Here is a 13,771-nt window from a genome sequence, read left to right on the forward strand (position 1 = left end):
GGATGCCGATGACCCCGTTCCCGCGCCTGTTGCGCCGCCTGCTGCTGGGCCTGTCGCTGTGCCTTGTCCTGCCGGCACTGGCCCGCACGCCGCCGCCGGTGGCCGCGACACCGGTCGCCCCTGCTGCCGCAGCGCCTGCCGTGGCGCCGCCCACGCCGTTGTTGTGGAAGGTCAGCGGCCCGCGCGGCACGTTGTACCTGCTGGGCTCGTTCCACATGCTCAAGGCCGACGACTATCCATTGGCCCGCGAGGTCGATGCGGCCTATGCGGCGTCGCCGCGGCTGCTGTTCGAACTGGCGCCGAAGGACGTTGACGCACCGCAACTGGGTGCGCAGATGCTGCAGGCGGCGCAGCGCCACGACGGCAAGCGCCTGCAGGACGACCTGGACCCGGCCACCTGGGAGCGGCTGCGCCGCTATTCCGCCGGCCACGGCCTGCCGCTGGCGCAGATGAGCGGCTTCGAGCCGTGGTTCGTCGGGCTCAGCATCAGCATCGCCGACATGCAGGCGCAGGGTCTGCAGGCCGATGCCGGCCTGGATCGCCACTTCATGACCTTGGCCCTGCAGGACGGCAAGGTCGCCGAGGGCCTGGAGACCGCACAGGCGCAGATCGACCTGCTCGACGGCATGGACGCGGTGGAGCAGAAGCAGATGCTGACCGAGGCGCTGGACGACGCCGAGCAGGGCGCGGCGCAGACCCTGCGCCTGCATGATGCCTGGCGTCGCGGCGACGAGCGCCAGCTATGGCAGGAGATCGGCGCGCAGATGAAGCGCGACTACCCGCGGCTGTACCAGCGCATCGACGTGGAACGCAACCAGGCCTGGCTGCCGCGCCTGGAGCAGCGCCTGAAGGACGGCGGCGGCGACACCCTGGTGGTGGTCGGCGCGCTGCACCTGCTCGGGCCGGACGGCGTAGTCGACGGCCTGCGCGCGCGCGGCTACAAGGTCGAGCGGATCTGCGGGAGTTGCAAGCCGGCAAAATCGCGCTGACACACGCCTGCGAGGCTTCGCCCATACCCTCATCCGCCCCTGCGGGGCACCTTCTCCCGACGGGAGAAGGGAGAAGCCGGAGCCCCTCTCCCATCGGGAGAGGGGTTGGGGTGAGGGTAGGGCGCGCAGCGCCCCGCCGAACCCACCCGGTCGCAATCCTCAGCGCGGACGCGACTTCGGCGCGGCACCCGCCGGCGGTTCGCCGGGCTTGCCGGTGCCGGCGGCCGGGCGGCCGAAGCCGGCGCCGAGGTTGCGCTGGAACTCCTGCCACAGTTCCAGGTTGCGCTCGGTGAGCTGGTTCATCATGGTCCACGGGGTCTGTCCCAGCAGGTTGCCCATCTGCTGGCGGAACTGCTGCTGCTGGTCGAGGAACACCTGCATGCTGCGCTCCAGGTAGTTGCCCATGAAGCCCTGCAGCGAGTCGCCGTAGAAGCGGATGATCTGGCTGAGCAACTGCGTGGACAGCATCGGTTCGCCGTCCTGTTCCTGGTCGGCGATGATCTGCAGCAGGACCGCGCGGCTGAGGTCTTCGCCGGTCTTGGCGTCGCGGACTTCGAATTCCTCGCCGTCGATGATCAACTGGCGGACGTCTTCGATGGTGATGTAACTGGAGATCTCGGTGTCGTAGAGGCGGCGATTGGGATACTTCTTGATGATGCGAATCTCAGCCATGAAGCGATCGCTCTGTGACGGTAGGCGCGCAGCATGGCGCAGCGCAGCAGGGCTTGCAACCGCCGAAAGTACCTGAACACGCGGGTGCAGCAAAAAAATCATGCTGCGCAGCATTCGCAGCGCGGCAAAGGCCCACAGGCCGCCGTGGCGGCCAATGCAGGATAGCGTTACCTCGCGCGAAAGCCGCCGCCTGAGCGATTCAGCCGCTCACCACCCCATGTGGTGGCCGCCGTTGATGTCCAGGTTCGAACCGGTGATCCACGCCGCTTCCTCGGCCACCAGGAACGCCACGGCGTAGGCGATCTCCTCCGGCTTGCCGAGACGCCCGGTGGGAATGTCGGCGGCGATCTTGGCGCGCACTTCCTCCGGCACCGCCATCACCATGTCGGTGGCGACGTAGCCGGGCGAGACCGTGTTGACGGTGATGCCGTAGCTGGCGTTCTCGCGCGCCAGGGAAATGGTGAAGCCATGCATGCCGGCCTTGGCCGCGGCGTAGTTGGCTTGGCCGTACTGGCCCTTGAGGCCGTTGATCGAGCTGATCTGGATGACCCGCCCCCAGCGCTTCTGGCGCATGCCCTCGATCACCGGGCGAGTGACGTTGAACACCGAGTTGAGGTTGGTGTTGATGACCTCGTGCCATTGCTCGGCGGTCATCTTGTGGAAGGTGGTGTCGCGGGTGATGCCGGCGTTGTTGATCAGGATCTCGACCGGGCCGAGCTGGCGTTCGACCTCGCGGACCAGGGTCTGCGCGTGCTCGGGCGAGGCGACGTCGCCGGGGACGATGGCGACGTCATGGCCGCGCTCGCGCATGCGTTGTTGCCAGGCCAGGGCCTTGGCCTCGTCGCGGTAGTTGCTGGCCACGCGGTGGCCCTGCGCGGCCAGCCGCTCGCAGATCGCGGTTCCGATGCCGCCGGTGCCGCCGGTGACCAGCGCAACGCGTGATGTCATGGATGTCGCTCCGGATAGGGAAAGAAGAAGGGCGGCCGCGGCGCGGCCCAGGGTGCGATTCTAGTCAGCCTTGATGTCGCTGGGGATAGCGGGCGCGGCCGGTGCTGCGGCGTCCACGCGTCGGTCCTGCGCCGGCAGCCGTGCCGGGTCGAAGCTGCGCAGCGCGCAGTCCAGCAGTGTCCGTACCGATCCGGCGCCTGCCAGCGCGGCCGGCGGCTGGCCCAACGTCGCCCAGGCCAGGCGCAGCGCCGGCAGCGGGTCGGCGTCGTCCAGCGGCAGCGCGGCATGCGATTTGGACAGCTTGCGGCCGTCGGCACCGAGCAGCAGCGGCAGGTGCAGGTAGCGCGGGGTCGGCAGGCCCAGCGCGCGCTGCAGCAGGATCTGCCGCGGCGTGGAATCGAGCAGGTCGGCGCCGCGCACCACGTCGGTGATGCCTTGCGCGGCATCGTCGACCACCACCGCCAGTTGGTAGGCCCAGCAGCCGTCGGCGCGCAGCAGCACCACATCGCCGACTTCGGTGTAGACGTCCTGGCGCAGTCGGCCGCGGACGCCGTCGTCGAAGGCGACCACGCTGGCCGCGCCGGGCGGCACGCGCAGGCGCAGCGCCGGGTGCGCGCGGACCTGGGTCGCCACGCAGGCATGGTGCACGCCGCCTTGCGCCGCCAGGTCGCTGCGGCTGCAACTGCAGGGAAAGGCCAGGCCGGCCTGCAGCAGTCGCTGCGCCGCCTCGCGGTAGACCGGGTCGCGCTCGCTCTGCCGCAGCACCGGGCCGTCGGCCTCCAGGCCGCAGGCGCGCAGGCTGGCCAGTTGCCGCTCGGCGGCACCGGGCACGCTGCGCGGGCTGTCCACGTCCTCGATGCGCAGCAGCCATTGCCCGCCGGCGCGACGCGCCAGCAGCCAGCTACCGAAGGCGGCGAGTAGCGAACCCAGGTGCAGCGGGCCGGTAGGCGAGGGCGCGAAACGGCCGCGGTAGGGAGGCGGGGACATGGACAAGCTGAATCCTCGGTCAGGTACGCGCTTGAATTCAAGCGGCCAACACCGCAGATTCGATCCAATCCCTACCATTTAATCAGTGCGGAGCCCACGCTCACATGTTCAATCGCATCGTCCTGTTCCTCATCACCAACCTGGCGGTGCTGGTCCTGGCCGGCATTGTCATGTCCGTGTTCGGGGTCAACCCCAACCAGATGGGCGGCCTGCTGGTGATGGCCGCGATCTTCGGCTTCGGCGGCTCGCTGGTGTCGCTGCTGCTGTCCAAGTTCATGGCCAAGCGCGCCACCGGCGCGCATGTCATCACCGAGCCGCGCAACCACACCGAGCGCTGGCTGCTGCAGACCGTGCAGCGCCAGGCGCAGGCCGCCGGCATCGGCATGCCCGAGGTCGCCGTGTACGACGGTCCGGAAATCAACGCCTTCGCCACCGGCGCCAACCGCAACAACGCGCTGGTCGCGGTCTCCACCGGCCTGCTGCAGAACATGACCGAGGACGAGGCCGAGGCGGTGCTGGGCCATGAGATCAGCCACATCGCCAACGGCGACATGGTGACCATGGCGCTGCTGCAGGGCGTACTCAACACCTTCGTGATCGTGCTGGCGCGCGTGGTCGGCGGCGTGGTCGACAGCTACCTGTCGGGCAACCGCGACGGCCGTCGCGGCCTGGCCTACTACGCGATCGTGATGGTGTTGGAGCTGGTGTTCGGCCTGTTCGCGACGATGATCGCAATGTGGTTCTCGCGCTACCGAGAGTTCCGCGCCGACGCCGGCGGCGCCAGCCTGGCCGGCCGCGCCAAGATGATCGCCGCGCTGCAGCGCCTGGAACTCAACCACGGCCAGAGCACGCTGCCGTCGCAGGTGCAGGCGTTCGGCATCGCCGGCGGCCTGGGCCAGGGCCTGCGCAAGCTGTTCATGAGCCACCCGCCACTGTCCGAGCGCATCGCCACCCTGCGCGCCTCGCACGTCAACGCGACAGTGAGCTGAGGTCGACCGCTACCGGCGCAGGCAAATGCCTGCGCCGGTAGCGGCTTTTGCCAATCCCCAATCCCGAATCCCCAATCCCGGCCTCTCAGGCAAAATCGAAGTTCATCCCCGGCGCTGCCAGGCCGACGAACTCGCCCTGCACGTAATCGACGCCGGCACTGAACAGCAGGCTCATCGAGGTAGCGTCGGAGACGAACTCGGCGATGGTGCGGATGCCGGCCGATTGGGCGCGTGCGGTGATCTCGCGGATCTTGTCCTGGTGTTCGCGGGTCTGGGTCAGGTCCTGGGTGAAGCCGCGGTCCAGCTTCAGGAACGAGGGCTGGAAGTGCGCCAGCAACTGGAACGAATCCAGGCCGGAGCCGAACTGTTCCAGCCCGACCTTGCAGTCCAGCGCGGTGGCGTCGGCCAGGAATTGCTGGGCGTTGCGCAGATGCGTGAACACCTTGGCTTCCGGCGTCTGCAGCCACAGGCGGTCGCCGGGCACGCCGTGCGTCGCCAGTTCGCGCCGGATCAGGTCGACCATCTGCGTGTCGGCGAAGGCCTCCGGGCTGACCTTGACCAACAGGCTGGTGGCGTGGCCGGCGCGCTGGCGCTCGCCGATCACGGCGATCGCACGAGAGACCACCCAGCGGTCGATCTCGGCGGTCAGGCCATGCTCGGCGGCGATGCCGAGGAAGGTCGACGGGCCGATCAGTTCGTCGTTGCGCTCCAGGCGCAGGTAAGCCTCGTACAGCTCGTGCTGGTCGCCCTGCAGGTTCAGCACCGGCTGGTAGTGCAGTAGGAAGCCGTCGCCGGCCAGGGCCTCGCGCAGGTGCTGGACCCAGCGCTGTACGCGCTCCTCTTCAAGGCGATCGGCCGCGCCCGGGTCGAAGATCTTGCAGGCGTTGCCGCCCAGTTCCACGGTCGCCTGCACGTTCTCGCTGGCGCGGGCCAGGACCTGGCCGACGCTGGCGATCTTCTCGCCGATCTGCACGCCGCCGATGCTGACGGTGACCGTGGCCGAGCGCTCGCCGACGCTGAACACCTGGCTGGCGTAGGCCTGCAGCAGGCGCTCGGCCAGCGCCGCGGTGCGCGCGTAGTCGCCTTCCAGCAGCAGGGCGAAGTTGTGCTCGCCGAAGCGCGCCGCCTGTACGTCGCCGTCGATGGCGGCGGCCAGGTGCTGGGCCAATGCTGCGACCAGCGCGTCGGCCGAGTCCAGGCCGATGTCGGCCAGCAGCCGCGCGTAATGATCCGGTTCGACCAGCAGGAAGCCGTACTGGCCTTCGCCGCGGCCGACCTGGGCCACGGCGGTTTCCAGCGCCAGCATGAAGGTGGGGCGATTGAGCAGGCCGGTGACCTGGTCGCGCTGGCGCAGGTCCTCGACCTCGCGCGCCAGTTCCGGGTCGAACTCTTCGCGGCGGCGGAACACCACCTGCACGCAGGCCTCGCCCTCGTAGCTGGCGGTGGCGAATTCCATGGTCGCCGGAAAGCTGTCGCCTTCCAGGGTGCGCGCGTCCACCTGGTACTGCGCCGGCGGCGGCTCGCCCTTGCTCAGCGACTTCAGCAACTGCTTGAAGCCTTCCACGTGCTGCGGGGCGACCATGTCCAGCAGCGACACGCCTTCGACGTCGTCGAACGACGCGAACCCGAACATCTCCAGGTAGGCATCGTTGGCGCGGATGTGCATGCCTTCGTGGATGTAGGCGATCGGGTCGCGCGAGGAGGCGATCAGCGCGTCGCAGCGGCGCTCGGTCTCGCGCATCTGCGCCTCGATCCGGCGCAGCCCGCGCCGCGCCTGCAGATCGGCCCAGGTGGTGCGGACCACCGCCAGCAAATGCTCGGGACGCTGCCGCAGCGCGATCGCGCGCGCGCCGCCGGCCACCGCCTCCAGCCATTCGTTCTCGTCGATGCGCTCGGCCAGCACGATGACCGGGATGTCCTTGCCACTGGCCGCGACCCGCTGCAGCACCTGCGGCAGGGGGATCGACTGGGCCTGTGCGCTGAGCACCAGGTCGATCGGCTGCGCGGCCAGCATCGCCGACAACTCCTCGGCGTGCTGCGGCCGCGACGGGCGCACCGCGATGCCGCTGTTGCGCAGGCTGCTGACGATCGCCTCGGCGTCTTCGCCGCTGTCGTCGACGATCATCAGGCGGAGGGTGATGTCTTTGCCTGTGTGCATGAAGCCTCCCGGGGACGGGGTTTAATACACGATGCCCGCTGTCGCGTCCATGTTGTTCGGGAATGGGGAATCGGGAATGGGGAGTCGCAAGAGCGGACTATCGTGTCTTAACGTTCGCGGGCGGACCGGGACGCGCGCGCAACGAGCGGTGTTTCGAGTCCCCATTCCCGATTCCCCATTCCCGGCCGCTAGGCCGCCAAACCAGCCGCATGGCCCGAGGCCCAGGCCCACTGGAAGTTGTAGCCGCCCAGCCAGCCGGTGACGTCGAGCACTTCGCCGACGAAGTACAGGCCGGGTACGCGTCGCGATTCCATGGTCGAGGACGACACCTGGTCGGTGTCCACGCCGCCCAGGGTGACTTCGGCGGTGCGGTAGCCCTCGGTGCCGCTGGCCACCAGCGGCCAGGCGCCCAGCAGCTCGGCGGTGGCGCGCAGCTGCGGCTCGTCCAGCTGGCGCACCGGCTTGTCCGGCAGCCACACCTCGCACAGGCGTTGCGCGAAGCGGCGCGGCAGCGCCTCGCCCAGCACCGTGCGCAGTTCGGCGGCGCCGCGCAGGCGCTTCTGTTCGCGCAGCCAGGTCGCCGCGTCCTGCCCCGGCAGCAGGTCCAGGCGCAGGTCGTCGCCCGGCTGCCAATAGGAAGAGATCTGCAGGATCGCCGGGCCGCTGACGCCGCGGTGGGTGATCAGCATGAAGTTACGGAAGCTTGCGCCGTTGCAACGGGCCTCCACCGGCAAGGCCAGGCCGGACAGGTCGTGCAGGCGTTCCTGGTGCTTGCCGCTCAGGGTCAGCGGCACCAGGCCGGCGCGGGTCGGCAGCACGGCGTGGCCGAACTGCCGCGCCAGCTCGTAGCCGAAGCCGCTGGCGCCGAGGCTGGGGATGGACAGGCCGCCGGTCGCCACCACCAGCGAATCCGCGTGCACCGGGCCGTCGTCGGTGTCCAGGCGGAAGCCCTCGCTGCCGCGTTCCACCGCGCGCACGCTGCAGTCGGTGCGCACGGTGACGCCGGCTGCGGCGCACTCGTCCATCAGCATGCGCACGATCTGCTTGGAGGAGATGTCGCAGAACAACTGCCCCAGTTCCTTCTCGTGATAGGCGATGCCGTGGCGCTCGACCAGGTCGATGAAGTCGGTGGGGCGGTAGCGGGCCAGCGCCGACTTGCAGAAGTGCGGGTTGGCCGACAGGAAGTTGCCCGGGCCGGTACCGGTATTGGTGAAGTTGCAGCGGCCGCCGCCGGACATCAGGATCTTCTTGCCGACCTTGTTGGCGTGGTCGATCACCCGCACCCGGCGCCCACGCTGGCCGGCGGCGATCGCGCACATCAGCCCGGCGGCGCCGGCGCCGATCACCACGACGTCGGTGCGGAGGGGGGCGGTCCCGGCGCTCATGCCGCGGCTTTGCGCACCGTGGGGGTGAAGGCGAAGCTGCCGCTGTCGCCCAGCCACTGCACCTCGCCGTCCTGGATCACCACGTCGAAACGCATGCTGCGCTGGATCAGCTCGGCCGCCGCGGCGACGGCATCGGCCGGCAGGTCGATCACCTGCACCTGCTTGAGCTTGCCCAGCGCCGAGGCGTTCTTGTCCCACCAGATGTCCGCGGCGCGGCCGCCGTAGTTGGCCACCACCACCGAACGCGCCCGCCCGCAGGCCTTGCGCACCCGCGATTCGTCGGGCTGGCCGACCTCGATCCATTGCTCGATCGCACCGGTGTAGTCCATCCGCCACAGGTCGGGCTCGTCGTCGCTGCTCAGGCCCTTGCCGAACAGCAGGCGCTCCTCGGCGTACAGGGCGAAGGTCAGCAGGCGCGCCATCAGCCGCTGGTCGGTCTCGGACGGATGTTGCGCCAGGGTCAGGGAGTGGGCGGCGTAGTAGCCGCGGTCCATGTCGGAAATCTGCAGCTCCGCCTTGCGGAGGGTGGCGGTGAGGGCCATGCGGCTACCGGGATCGAGGGCGCAATAGGATACGGTGTGCGGGGCCGCCGCCCATCCGTGCCGCGGGTGGGGCCCGAGGATCGATGCCGGGTGGGCACAGCAGAGGCGAGAGGGGCGCTGGGGGATGCGGCGGTGTCAGCGGCGTTCATCGCCTCAGTCGCCGTTGCCCGGCAGGCGGCAGATTTGCGCAGTTTTCGCGGATCGGCAGCAGGATCGGCCGCGCCGGCGCTAACTTTAGGGTGAGGTTCAGCTTCCTTGTGGTGGATCCCGGTTTGTCTACACAAAGATGTCGCTTTTTGATCGCGACCCGCGTATGGTGGCCCCACTGTGTTTGCTAGAGTCACCGTGAATCGTGGCTTGGTGCAGTAGATCTCACGATCCACTTCATCGTTCCGCTCGCTTTACTAACGCCTGCAACTCAGTCTCGGCCTCGATATCCGATGGCCGCGATTTCTTCAATTCAATGTTTCAGGAGTTAGCAAATGTCTGAGCGTCAGAGCGGTACCGTGAAGTGGTTCAACGATGCCAAGGGCTTCGGCTTCATCACCCCGGAAAGCGGCCCGGACCTGTTCGTGCACTTCCGCGCGATCCAGGGCACCGGCTTCAAGTCGCTGCAGGAAGGCCAGAAGGTGACCTTCGTCGCCGTGCAGGGCCAGAAGGGTATGCAGGCTGACCAGGTGCAGGCCGTCTAAGGACGCCCGCCACCGCAAGGTGCCGAACGCCGGAAGCGCAAGCTTCCGGCGTTTTTGTTTTGGGCGATGGTGGCGTCGGGCGCGCGTTCGCGCCAGCTGTGGCCATTCGCGGCGTAGCGCAGAGCGCTGCGGCGATGTCCATGCACACGCCGGTTCACACCCGCATCCGGCTACGATGGCGGCCCCCACGTCGCTGGAGTCGCTGCCATGATCACCGTGCATCACCTCAACCAGTCCCGGTCGCAGCGCGTGCTGTGGTTGCTGGAGGAACTGGCGCTGCCGTACCAGGTGATCAAGTACCAGCGCGACCCCAAGACCATGCTGGCGCCGCCGGAACTGCGCGCGATCCATCCGCTGGGCAAGTCGCCGGTGCTGGTGGACGACGGCCACGTGCTGGCCGAGTCCGGGGCGATCCTCGACTATCTGGTGGACCGCTACGACACCGGCTGCACGCTGTCGCCGGCGCCGCAGCCGCTGGATTCGCCCGAGCGCCTGCGCTACCGCTACTGGATGCACTACGCCGAAGGCTCGGCGATGCCGCCGCTGCTGATGAGCCTGGTGTTCGGGCGGATCCGCTCGGCAAAGATGCCGTTCTTCGCCCGGCCGATCGCCAAGGGCATCGTCGACAAGGCGATGCGCAGCTTCGTCGGGCCGCAGGTGCGCCTGCACCTGGACTGGATGGAGCGCGAGCTGGCGGCCACCGGCTGGTTCGCCGGCGACCGCTTCACTGCCGCGGACGTGCAGATGAGCTTCCCGGTGCAGGCCGCGGCGGCGCGCATCGGCCTGCAGGCGCATCCGAACCTGGCCGGGTTCGTGCAGCGGATCGAGCAGCGCCCCGCCTACCAGCGTGCGCTGCAGCAGGGCGGTCCGTTCGAGCTGCTCGGTGGCGCGAACGACTGAGCCTGTCGCGCGCCCGCCGGCCGCGCCTCCCGCGCGGTCAGCGGACGCCGGGGCGGGCCGGGCAGGTGCGTACGAAGGCGATGCTGTCGGCCATGACCGGGAGCGCCGGGTCGTCCTTGCGCAGCGCCAGCACCAGGCGCATGTGGCCGACGCCCGGATAGGTCTTCAGTTCCGCCGGCACTCCGGCACGCTGCAGCGCGGCCTGCAGCGATTGGCTGTTGTGCGGCTCCACCACGGTGTCGGCATCGCCGTGCAGCAGCAGCGCCGGCGGCTCGTCGCCGTCGACGAAGTTCACCGGCTGCGAGCGCCGCTGCTGCGCCGGGTCCTGGCCGAACATGCCGATCAGGTCCGGGTCGGTCAGTGGAAGGAAATCGTAGGGACCGGCCAGCCCGACCAGGCCGCACAGCTGCCGCGGCGACAGGCCCTGCGCCTGCAGCCAGTGGCCGTCGGTGGCCAGCAGTGCGGCGATGTGCGCGCCGGCGGAGTGGCCCATCAGCACCAGTCGCTGCGGATCGCCGCCGTACTCGGCGGCATGGCGCTGGCTCCAGGCCACCGCGGCGGCGGCGTCGCGCATGAAGCCGTCCAGGGTCACCTGCGGATACTTGCGGTAGTCCGGCACGATCGCGACCACGCCGTGCCGCGCCAGCGCCTCGCCGGCCCAGCGGTAGTTCTGGCGGGTGCCGGTCTTCCAGGTGCCGCCGTGGAAGAACACTACCACCGGCGCGTGCTGCACCCCGGCCGGGCGGTACACGTCCAGCGCCAGGCCGTGCGCGGCGTCGTAGACGATGCCGCGCTGCTCGCTGAGGCCATGCCGCGAGGAGCCGGCGTTGAGGCCGCCGAAGAACAGGCTGCTGCAGGCCGAGACCAGCAGCGAGGACAGGGCGATCAGGGCGTTGCGGGGCCAGCGGGGGCGAGATGGACGGTCGGACATGGGCGATCCCGGAGAGGAGCGCGGAGCATGCCGGATGGGGGTGTCGGCGGCGAGTGGAGGTGGGGCGGGGATTGGGGAGTGGGGATTCGCAAAAGCGCGGCTTTGCGCTTGCGCCTTGATTTCGCGGTGGTCGGACCCTCACCCCAACCCCTCTCCCGGGGGGAGAGGGGCCTGGCATGCCTGCGCGCCACGAAGCGTGCACTGGATGCTCACCTTGCGGACTTTCCAATGAAGCCTGCGACTTCTACGCTGTCTCCCATGTCCTCCTTGCGTTTCGACAATCGTTTCGTCGCCGAGTTGCCTGGCGACCCGGAAACCGGGCCGCGGCGCCGCGAGGTGCTTGGGGCGCTGTGGTCGCCGGTCGAGCCGACGCCGGTGGCGGCGCCGCGGCTGCTGGCGTACTCGCCGGAGGTGGCGGCCTTGCTCGGGCTGTCCGAGCAGGAGGTGCGGGCGCCGCAGTTCGCCGCGGTGTTCGCCGGCAATGCGCTCTATGCGGGCATGCAGCCCTACGCGGCGAACTACGGCGGCCACCAGTTCGGGCATTGGGCCGGGCAACTCGGCGACGGCCGCGCGATCTCGCTGGGCGAGGCCCTGGGTGTGGATGGGCGGCGCTGGGAGCTGCAACTCAAGGGTGCCGGGCCCACGCCGTATTCGCGCGGCGCCGACGGCCGCGCGGTGCTGCGCTCCTCGATCCGCGAGTTCCTGTGCAGCGAGGCCATGCATCACCTGGGCGTGCCGACCACGCGCGCGCTGAGCCTGGTCGGCACCGGCGAGACGGTGGTGCGCGACATGTTCTACGACGGTCACCCGCGCGCCGAACCGGGCGCGGTGGTGTGCCGGGTGGCGCCCTCGTTCGTGCGCTTCGGCAGTTTCGAGCTGCCGGCCGCGCGCGGCGACATCGCGTTGCTGCGGCGCCTGGCCGATCTGGTGATCGCGCGCGATTTCCCGGAATTGCCGGGGACCGGCGGCGCGCGCGACGCGGCCTGGTTCGCCGAGATCTGTGCGCGCACCGCACGCATGGTGGCGCACTGGATGCGGGTCGGCTTCGTGCACGGGGTGATGAACACCGACAACATGTCGATTCTGGGGCTGACCATCGACTATGGCCCCTATGGCTGGGTCGACGACTACGACCCGGAATGGACGCCCAACACCACCGATGCGCAGGGGCGCCGCTACCGGTTCGGCACCCAGCCGCAGGTCGCGTACTGGAACCTGGGACGGTTGGCGCAGGCGCTGGCCCCGCTGTTCGACGACGTGGCGCCGCTGCACGACGGCCTCGAACGGTTCCGTTCCGACTATGCGCAGGCCGAGCGCGACAACATCGCGGCCAAGCTCGGCCTTGAGACCTGCAGCGGCGACGATGTCACGCTGATGCGCGACGTGCTGGATCTGCTGCAGCAGGGCGAGGTCGACATGACCCTGTGGTTCCGCGGCTTGAGCGCATTGCCGCTGCAGCCGTGGACGCCGGCGCAGGCCCTGGCGGCACTGGCCGAGGCGTTCTACGACCCGGACAAGCTGGCGGCGCAGGCGCCGGCGTTCGAGGCCTGGCTGGCCCGCTATGCGCAGCGCCTGCAGCAGGATCCGCTGCCCGCCGCCGCACGCGCGGAGCAGATGCGCGCGGCCAACCCGCGCTACGTGCTGCGCAACTACCTGGCGCAGCAGGCGATCGACCGTGCCGAGCAGGGCGATACCGGCGGCATCGACGAACTGCTGGAGGTGATGCGGCGTCCCTACGACGAGCAGCCGGGACGCGAGGCCTTCGCGGCGAAGCGTCCGGACTGGGCGCGGGCCCGGGCCGGCTGTTCGATGCTGTCGTGCAGTTCCTGAGCGGGGCCGGCGCGTGCGCTCAGGACGCGGTCGCGCCGCGATAGCGCCAGGCGGCCAGGAAGGTCGCCACCACTTCCTCCGCCAGCGCCTGCTGGGCGGCCGCGTCCGGCGCCTGCCCGTTGAGCATCGCGCTGGGATAGGCGTAGCCGAAGGTGGCGCCGATGAAGGCGGTGGCGGCGAGGAAGGGCGCATCGACCTGGACGTCGCCACGCGCGTGCAGGGTCTGCAGCAGGGCGCTCAGGCGCTCGCGCAGGCGGCCGGCGCGGCGCTGGTGCAGCGATTGCAGCAGGTCCGGCATCTGCGCGCTGGCCTGCACCAGCAGGCGATGCAGGCGCAGGGCGTCGGGCGCGTACAGGTGCGCCGGCACGGTCACCGCGATCTGCCGCAGGGTCGCCGGCAGGTCCTGCGCGGTGGCGCTGCCGATGTTCTCCAGGCGGGTCTGCAATTCCTCGCCCAGGGCCTCGAACACCTGCATCAGCAGTTCGGCCTTGCTGGAAAAGTGGTTGTACAGGCTCTGCCGGGTCAGCCCGGCCTGGCTGGCGATCTGTTCCAGCGACACCTCCAGCCCATGCTCCAGCAGCAGCGTGCGCGCTGCCGCCAGCAGGCGCGGGCGCGCCAGCGCCGGCCGGCCGCGCGGCCGAGCGGGCGCGGCCGCAGCCGCCACCTCGGGTGTCGCAGTCGTTGCTTGCGCACCCGGCTGGCGAAGGGTTGTGCTTCCCTTCATGAATGTTTTTTTGTCTTTGAGTAA

The 13,771-nt window shown here is 69.7% G+C and carries 13 protein-coding genes; 5 read left to right on the top strand and 8 right to left on the bottom strand.

The genetic code is table 11. The features are described from left to right. The first annotated feature begins 8 nt into the window (after positions 1–8). Entirely contained in the window at positions 9–989 is a 981-nt protein-coding gene (locus J7357_RS02370) for a TraB/GumN family protein (protein WP_209244603.1), read from the top strand. A gap of 159 nt (positions 990–1,148) precedes the next feature. On the opposite strand, the gene phaR is transcribed toward J7357_RS02370, so the two are convergent. From phaR to gluQRS, 3 genes are all read right to left on the bottom strand, one after another. Beyond that, positions 1,149–1,661, bottom strand: a complete 513-nt coding sequence (gene phaR / locus J7357_RS02375) for a polyhydroxyalkanoate synthesis repressor PhaR (protein ID WP_010342976.1) — start codon at positions 1,659–1,661, stop codon at positions 1,149–1,151. A 207-nt stretch (positions 1,662–1,868) separates the two neighbouring features. Then, positions 1,869–2,609 carry a beta-ketoacyl-ACP reductase gene (locus J7357_RS02380; protein ID WP_209244605.1) on the bottom strand — a complete coding sequence of 247 codons (741 nt, stop codon included), beginning with the start codon at positions 2,607–2,609 and terminating at the stop codon, positions 1,869–1,871. Positions 2,610–2,669: 60 nt separating this feature from the next. Continuing rightward, entirely contained in the window at positions 2,670–3,596 is a 927-nt protein-coding gene (gluQRS, locus tag J7357_RS02385; protein WP_209244607.1) for a tRNA glutamyl-Q(34) synthetase GluQRS, read from the bottom strand. A gap of 104 nt (positions 3,597–3,700) precedes the next feature. Between gluQRS and htpX the strand changes: the two genes are divergently transcribed. Next, positions 3,701–4,585, top strand: a complete 885-nt coding sequence (htpX, locus tag J7357_RS02390) for a protease HtpX (protein ID WP_209244609.1) — start codon at positions 3,701–3,703, stop codon at positions 4,583–4,585. Positions 4,586–4,670: 85 nt separating this feature from the next. Here htpX and J7357_RS02395 read toward each other — a convergent pair whose 3' ends face one another. The 3 genes from J7357_RS02395 to J7357_RS02405 form a co-directional block, all read right to left on the bottom strand. Beyond that, positions 4,671–6,743 (bottom strand): EAL domain-containing protein, encoded by a 2,073-nt coding sequence (locus J7357_RS02395; protein ID WP_209244611.1) that lies wholly within the window; start codon positions 6,741–6,743, stop codon positions 4,671–4,673. Positions 6,744–6,931: 188 nt separating this feature from the next. Next, on the bottom strand, positions 6,932–8,128 hold the full coding sequence (locus J7357_RS02400; RefSeq protein WP_209244613.1) for an NAD(P)/FAD-dependent oxidoreductase: 1,197 nt from the start codon (positions 8,126–8,128) through the stop codon (positions 6,932–6,934). Beyond that, positions 8,125–8,670 (bottom strand): YaeQ family protein, encoded by a 546-nt coding sequence (locus J7357_RS02405; protein ID WP_209244615.1) that lies wholly within the window; start codon positions 8,668–8,670, stop codon positions 8,125–8,127. Before J7357_RS02405 ends, J7357_RS02400 begins: the two co-directional genes overlap by 4 nt. A gap of 482 nt (positions 8,671–9,152) precedes the next feature. Between J7357_RS02405 and J7357_RS02410 the strand changes: the two genes are divergently transcribed. Beyond that, positions 9,153–9,362 (top strand): cold-shock protein, encoded by a 210-nt coding sequence (locus J7357_RS02410; RefSeq protein WP_008576153.1) that lies wholly within the window; start codon positions 9,153–9,155, stop codon positions 9,360–9,362. A 207-nt stretch (positions 9,363–9,569) separates the two neighbouring features. Next, on the top strand, positions 9,570–10,262 hold the full coding sequence (locus tag J7357_RS02415) for a glutathione S-transferase (RefSeq protein WP_010342983.1): 693 nt from the start codon (positions 9,570–9,572) through the stop codon (positions 10,260–10,262). Between the two features lie 37 nt (positions 10,263–10,299). Here the strand turns inward: J7357_RS02415 and J7357_RS02420 are convergent, their stop codons facing one another. Next, positions 10,300–11,193 (bottom strand): alpha/beta hydrolase, encoded by an 894-nt coding sequence (locus J7357_RS02420; protein ID WP_209244617.1) that lies wholly within the window; start codon positions 11,191–11,193, stop codon positions 10,300–10,302. A gap of 258 nt (positions 11,194–11,451) precedes the next feature. Between J7357_RS02420 and J7357_RS02425 the strand changes: the two genes are divergently transcribed. After that, positions 11,452–13,023 (top strand): YdiU family protein, encoded by a 1,572-nt coding sequence (locus J7357_RS02425; RefSeq protein ID WP_209244619.1) that lies wholly within the window; start codon positions 11,452–11,454, stop codon positions 13,021–13,023. Positions 13,024–13,042: 19 nt separating this feature from the next. On the opposite strand, the gene J7357_RS02430 is transcribed toward J7357_RS02425, so the two are convergent. Further along, complete coding sequence (locus J7357_RS02430; RefSeq protein WP_244667187.1) at positions 13,043–13,747, bottom strand: TetR/AcrR family transcriptional regulator; 705 nt, start codon at positions 13,745–13,747, stop codon at positions 13,043–13,045. Positions 13,748–13,771: the final 24 nt, after the last annotated feature.

It is taken from the genome of Xanthomonas sp. D-109 (assembly GCF_017746095.1).
In the GTDB taxonomy this organism is placed as follows: domain Bacteria; phylum Pseudomonadota; class Gammaproteobacteria; order Xanthomonadales; family Xanthomonadaceae; genus Xanthomonas_A; species Xanthomonas_A sacchari.

Excerpts from the sequence above, each read along its gene's own strand:
- J7357_RS02370 (WP_209244603.1), top strand. The coding sequence starts at position 9 with ATGACCCCGTTCCCGCGCCTGTTGCGCCGCCTGCTGCTGGGCCTGTCG.
- phaR (WP_010342976.1), bottom strand. The coding sequence starts at position 1,661 with ATGGCTGAGATTCGCATCATCAAGAAGTATCCCAATCGCCGCCTCTAC.
- J7357_RS02380 (WP_209244605.1), bottom strand. The coding sequence starts at position 2,609 with ATGACATCACGCGTTGCGCTGGTCACCGGCGGCACCGGCGGCATCGGA.
- gluQRS (WP_209244607.1), bottom strand. The coding sequence starts at position 3,596 with ATGTCCCCGCCTCCCTACCGCGGCCGTTTCGCGCCCTCGCCTACCGGC.
- htpX (WP_209244609.1), top strand. The coding sequence starts at position 3,701 with ATGTTCAATCGCATCGTCCTGTTCCTCATCACCAACCTGGCGGTGCTG.
- J7357_RS02395 (WP_209244611.1), bottom strand. The coding sequence starts at position 6,743 with ATGCACACAGGCAAAGACATCACCCTCCGCCTGATGATCGTCGACGAC.
- J7357_RS02400 (WP_209244613.1), bottom strand. The coding sequence starts at position 8,128 with ATGAGCGCCGGGACCGCCCCCCTCCGCACCGACGTCGTGGTGATCGGC.
- J7357_RS02405 (WP_209244615.1), bottom strand. The coding sequence starts at position 8,670 with ATGGCCCTCACCGCCACCCTCCGCAAGGCGGAGCTGCAGATTTCCGAC.
- J7357_RS02410 (WP_008576153.1), top strand. The coding sequence starts at position 9,153 with ATGTCTGAGCGTCAGAGCGGTACCGTGAAGTGGTTCAACGATGCCAAG.
- J7357_RS02415 (WP_010342983.1), top strand. The coding sequence starts at position 9,570 with ATGATCACCGTGCATCACCTCAACCAGTCCCGGTCGCAGCGCGTGCTG.
- J7357_RS02420 (WP_209244617.1), bottom strand. The coding sequence starts at position 11,193 with ATGTCCGACCGTCCATCTCGCCCCCGCTGGCCCCGCAACGCCCTGATC.
- J7357_RS02425 (WP_209244619.1), top strand. The coding sequence starts at position 11,452 with ATGTCCTCCTTGCGTTTCGACAATCGTTTCGTCGCCGAGTTGCCTGGC.
- J7357_RS02430 (WP_244667187.1), bottom strand. The coding sequence starts at position 13,747 with ATGAAGGGAAGCACAACCCTTCGCCAGCCGGGTGCGCAAGCAACGACT.